The 3,917-nt window shown below is 61.1% G+C and carries 3 protein-coding genes; all 3 read left to right on the top strand.

The genetic code is table 11. The features are described 5' to 3' along the window. A partial coding sequence (virB10, locus tag EN742_RS27200; protein WP_148670288.1) for a type IV secretion system protein VirB10 occupies window positions 1-916 on the top strand: 916 nt, incomplete at its 5' end. Further along, window positions 897-1,916: a P-type DNA transfer ATPase VirB11 gene (gene virB11, locus EN742_RS27195; RefSeq protein ID WP_128333485.1), complete on the top strand. Its 1,020-nt coding sequence runs from the start codon at window positions 897-899 to the stop codon at window positions 1,914-1,916. The genes virB10 and virB11, both read left to right, overlap by 20 nt. A 2-nt stretch (window positions 1,917-1,918) precedes the next feature. Continuing rightward, the gene (locus tag EN742_RS27190) at window positions 1,919-3,904 is read left to right on the top strand and encodes a type IV secretory system conjugative DNA transfer family protein (RefSeq protein ID WP_128333484.1); all 1,986 of its coding nucleotides are present in this window, start codon (window positions 1,919-1,921) and stop codon (window positions 3,902-3,904) included. The last annotated feature ends 13 nt before the right edge of the window (window positions 3,905-3,917 follow it).

Below are 3,917 nucleotides of genomic sequence, written 5' to 3'. Positions count from 1 at the left end.
GCCCGACACAACGGAGTTCAAGGTGCCTCCTCCACCACCGCCTGCGGCAGCGCCCGAACCCGACATAGCGGCAGCGCCACCGGCAGACGAATTCCCGAAGCGCTATCGTTCGAACATGGTGGTCTTCGACAACAAGGCCTCGACCGGCGAGCAGCTTGGATCGGCCGCTGGGGAAGGGCAGGGCGCTACCGTCGCCGGCGAGGACCGAAACAGCAAGTATCTCGCGGCCGCGATCAACCTCGCCGATCGCACGGCGAAGGCAAGGAAGATCGATCGCATCGATGCGCTGGTGCCGGAAGGAACGTTGATTCCCGGCATCCTGGAGACGGCAATCGTCAGCGACCTGCCCGGCCAGATCCGCGCCATCGTTTCGCAGGACGTCTATTCCTTCGATGGCCGGCGCGTGCTCATTCCGACAGGCACGCGCCTCATCGGCGAATATCAGTCCGACATCGTGCGCGGCCAAAAGCGCATTTTCGTGATCTGGACAAGGATGCTGCGCGACGATGGCGTCAGCGTCCGTCTCGATTCCATTGGCGCCGACAGTCTTGGCCGTTCCGGCCTGACCGGTCAGGTCGACAACAAGTTCCGGGAACGCTTTGGCGCCGCGATCCTGCTGTCCATCGTCGGTGGCGGCGCCAGCTACCTGACCGGCTACGGCAGCCAGTCCGCGACCAACAACAGCGACGGCAGTCAGCGCGCGGAGGATATCGCGCGCACCACACTCGCCCAGACATTCTCCGACATGGCCAACCAGGCCCTCGGCGACAGCCTCAAGATTCCGCCGACCATCAGCGTGGCCCAGGGCGAACGCATTTTCGTCTTCGCCCGCCAAGACCTCGACTTTTCCGCGCTCTATGATGACCCGGTATCCGAGGCGCTCAAGGAGATCCGTCATGAACGTGGTCTCAACTGAGTTCGGCCGCAACGATCGCCACTATTTTCTCTACCGCGCGCTGGAGCCGCTCAAGCCGTTCCTCGATGATCCCCGTGTCGTCGAAATCTCGATCAACCGCCCGGGCCACGTCTATGTCGAGCGGCTGGGCGACGAGCATATGGCATTCTTTTCTTTGCCGGAACTGACGACAGCAGAGATCGTCAACATCGGCGAGCGTGTGGCGGCGTCGACGAACCAGTTCATCAGTCCAGCGAGCCCGGTCCTGAGTGCCGCCTTGCCGACTGGCGAGCGCATCCAGGTCGTTTTGCCGCCTGCGGCGCCTGAGGGCGGCGCCGTCTCGCTGCGCAAGCAGGTCGTCAGCGACTTCAGCCTCGATGACTATCGCGATAGGGGCGCATTCGAACGGGTATCTGTCGCCGTCGGTGGTGTGAATGATGTCGACCGCGAACTGATCGAGCTCCTGCGCAAGGAGGATATCTATGGCTTCATTCGGTCGGCGATTGTCAATCGTGTTTCGATCCTCGTCAGTGGCGGCACCTCGAGTGGCAAGACGACATTCCTCAACGCCTGCCTCAAATCGGTCGACGAGCGTGAACGCATCATTACGCTCGAGGACACGCGGGAGCTGTTTCCGCCGCAGCCGAATGCGGTCCATCTCCTGGCTTCCAAAGGCGACCAGGGCACCGCCAGCGTGACAATTCAGAGTCTGCTCGAGGCCTCGCTTCGCATGCGGCCTGATCGGCTGTTTGTCGGCGAGGTGAGGGGATCGGAGGCTTTCTCGTTCCTGCGCGCCATTAACACCGGGCACCCCGGCTCGATGACGACGGTCCATGCTGACACTCCGCTCGGCGCCTATGAGCAGTTGGCAATGATGGTCATGCAATCAGGTCTCTCCGCCGCTTACCCGAAGGCAGACCTGATCTCCTACATCCGCAGCGTCATCCCGATCGTCATTCAGCTTCGCCGCGACGGCGGCCGTCGCGGCGTTTCCGAGATCTTCTTCGCGCGTGGGGAATGATCATGACCGGCTCCCTACGGCTCGTCTACGTCGCGTTCTGTCTGGCGATTGCCTTCGCCACCTGGCTGCTTGGCTATGGCCTGGCGCTGAAGCTTCTCTACGGTGACGGCCGCATCATTCAGGCAACGATCACCACAAACCCGTGGGCGCCTCTCCAGCAGCTCGCGCTCTACGCCGGCAATCCTGTGCTGCGGCGGGTCTGTTTCGGGGCGGCGGTCCCCGCGTTCCTCGTCGCCGGCATTGTCGCCTATGTCGGTCTGCGGCCCGTATCCAATCCGCTTGGCGACGCACACTTCCAGAACGCCATGTCACTTCGCCGCGGCAAATGGTTTCGACGCAAGGGGCACATTCTCGGGCGTTTCGGCCGCCAGATCCTGCGCGTCGATGACGAGCGTCATCATCTGGTCATCGGACCGACACGCTCAGGTAAGGGGGCTTGCTACGTCATTCCGAACGCGCTCGCGCATGAAGGCTCAATGATCGTTACCGACCTCAAGGGCGAGATCTTCCGGTCGACCGCCGGCTATCGCAAATCGAAAGGCAACCAGGTCTTTCTTTTCGCGCCGGGATCGGACCGGACGCATCGCTACAATCCGCTGGATTTTATCCGGCCCGATCGCGGCGATCGCACGACCGATATCCAGAACATCGCCGGCATTCTGGTTCCCGAAAGCGTGGATTCGGAGAATTCGATCTGGCAGGCGACGGCACAGCAGGTCATGGCCGGCGCGATCAGCTACATCAATGAGAGTGTCTTCTACCGCGGCCGTCGCAATCTCGGCGAGGTCACAGCCTTCTTCAATAGCGGCGTCAACCTGCAGGCGCTGATGGAATTCATCAAGGAGAAGGAGCCTGGCCTGTCGCGCTTCACCGTCGAGAGCTTCAACGCCTACATCGCGCTTTCAGAGCGCGCCGCGGCCTCCGCGCTGCTGGACATTCAGAAGGCACTGCGGCCTTTCCGCAACGAGCGCGTGGTCGCGGCGACGTCGGCCACCGACATGGATCTGCGCTCGCTGAAATACAGGCCGATCTCGATTTATCTGGCGCCGAACATTACCGACATCACGCTGCTGAAGCCGCTGCTGGCGCTGTTCGTCCAGCAGACGCTCGACACGCTTCTGCTCGAGCATGATCGCCGGTCGTTATCGGTTTATTTTCTTCTGGATGAGTTCCGGCAGCTGAAGAAACTCAGCGAGATCACCAGCAAGCTGCCCTATGTCGCCGGCTACAACGTCAAGATGGCCTTCATCGTCCAGGATCTGAAAAACCTCGACGAGATCTATGGCGAAACCGCACGGCAATCCTTGATGGGAAACTGTGGCTATCAGCTCGTCCTCGGCGCGAACGACCAGGCGACCGCCGAGTCGGTCTCAAAAAGCCTTGGCCGGCGCACCGTCCGGTATAAGACAGAATCTCGGACGATCGAACTGATGGGGTTGCATCGCCGCACCAAGGTGGAGCAACTGAGGGAACGCGATCTGATGATGCCGCAGGAAATCCGCCAGCTTCCGCCTGAAAAAATGCTCGTATTGGTCGAAGGACAGAGCCCAATCCTCGCTGACAAGCTGCGCTTCTTCGCCACGAAGCCGTTTCGCGAGCGGGAGGCTTTCTCACGCAACCACGTCCCCTCGGTGCCGGCGATGGAATTCTTCCCACCGAGGGCCGTGCCAGCGACCACTGGGAGCTACGCCAGTTCGGGCGAGGAGCATGAAATTCTCTCCCATTTGCCGCCTACGGTTGGGTCATTTGACCCATCGAAGGAAAACGACAGCAATAAGTCCATTGTGAAAGGCAATACGGCTGTCGCCTCTCAAAGCTCTCGGCGTCGCGAACCGCCTTTCGAGGCGCTGGAATCGCGCTTCGATTCAGCTACGGCGAAATTGAAGAAACTGGTGGCGAAATCGACAGGAGGCCCGAGAGATTGGTCGATGGTATTTGATGAGACCGTTCCAGACGCTGACTTGGAACGCGGGCTGGAAACGGCGTGAGCCAACCATATCG

It is taken from the genome of Mesorhizobium sp. M4A.F.Ca.ET.020.02.1.1 (assembly GCF_004022645.1).
Lineage (GTDB): Bacteria > Pseudomonadota > Alphaproteobacteria > Rhizobiales > Rhizobiaceae > Mesorhizobium.
Note: the sequence above shows the minus strand (reverse complement) of the source record. Positions and strands in the feature narration are given on the sequence as shown.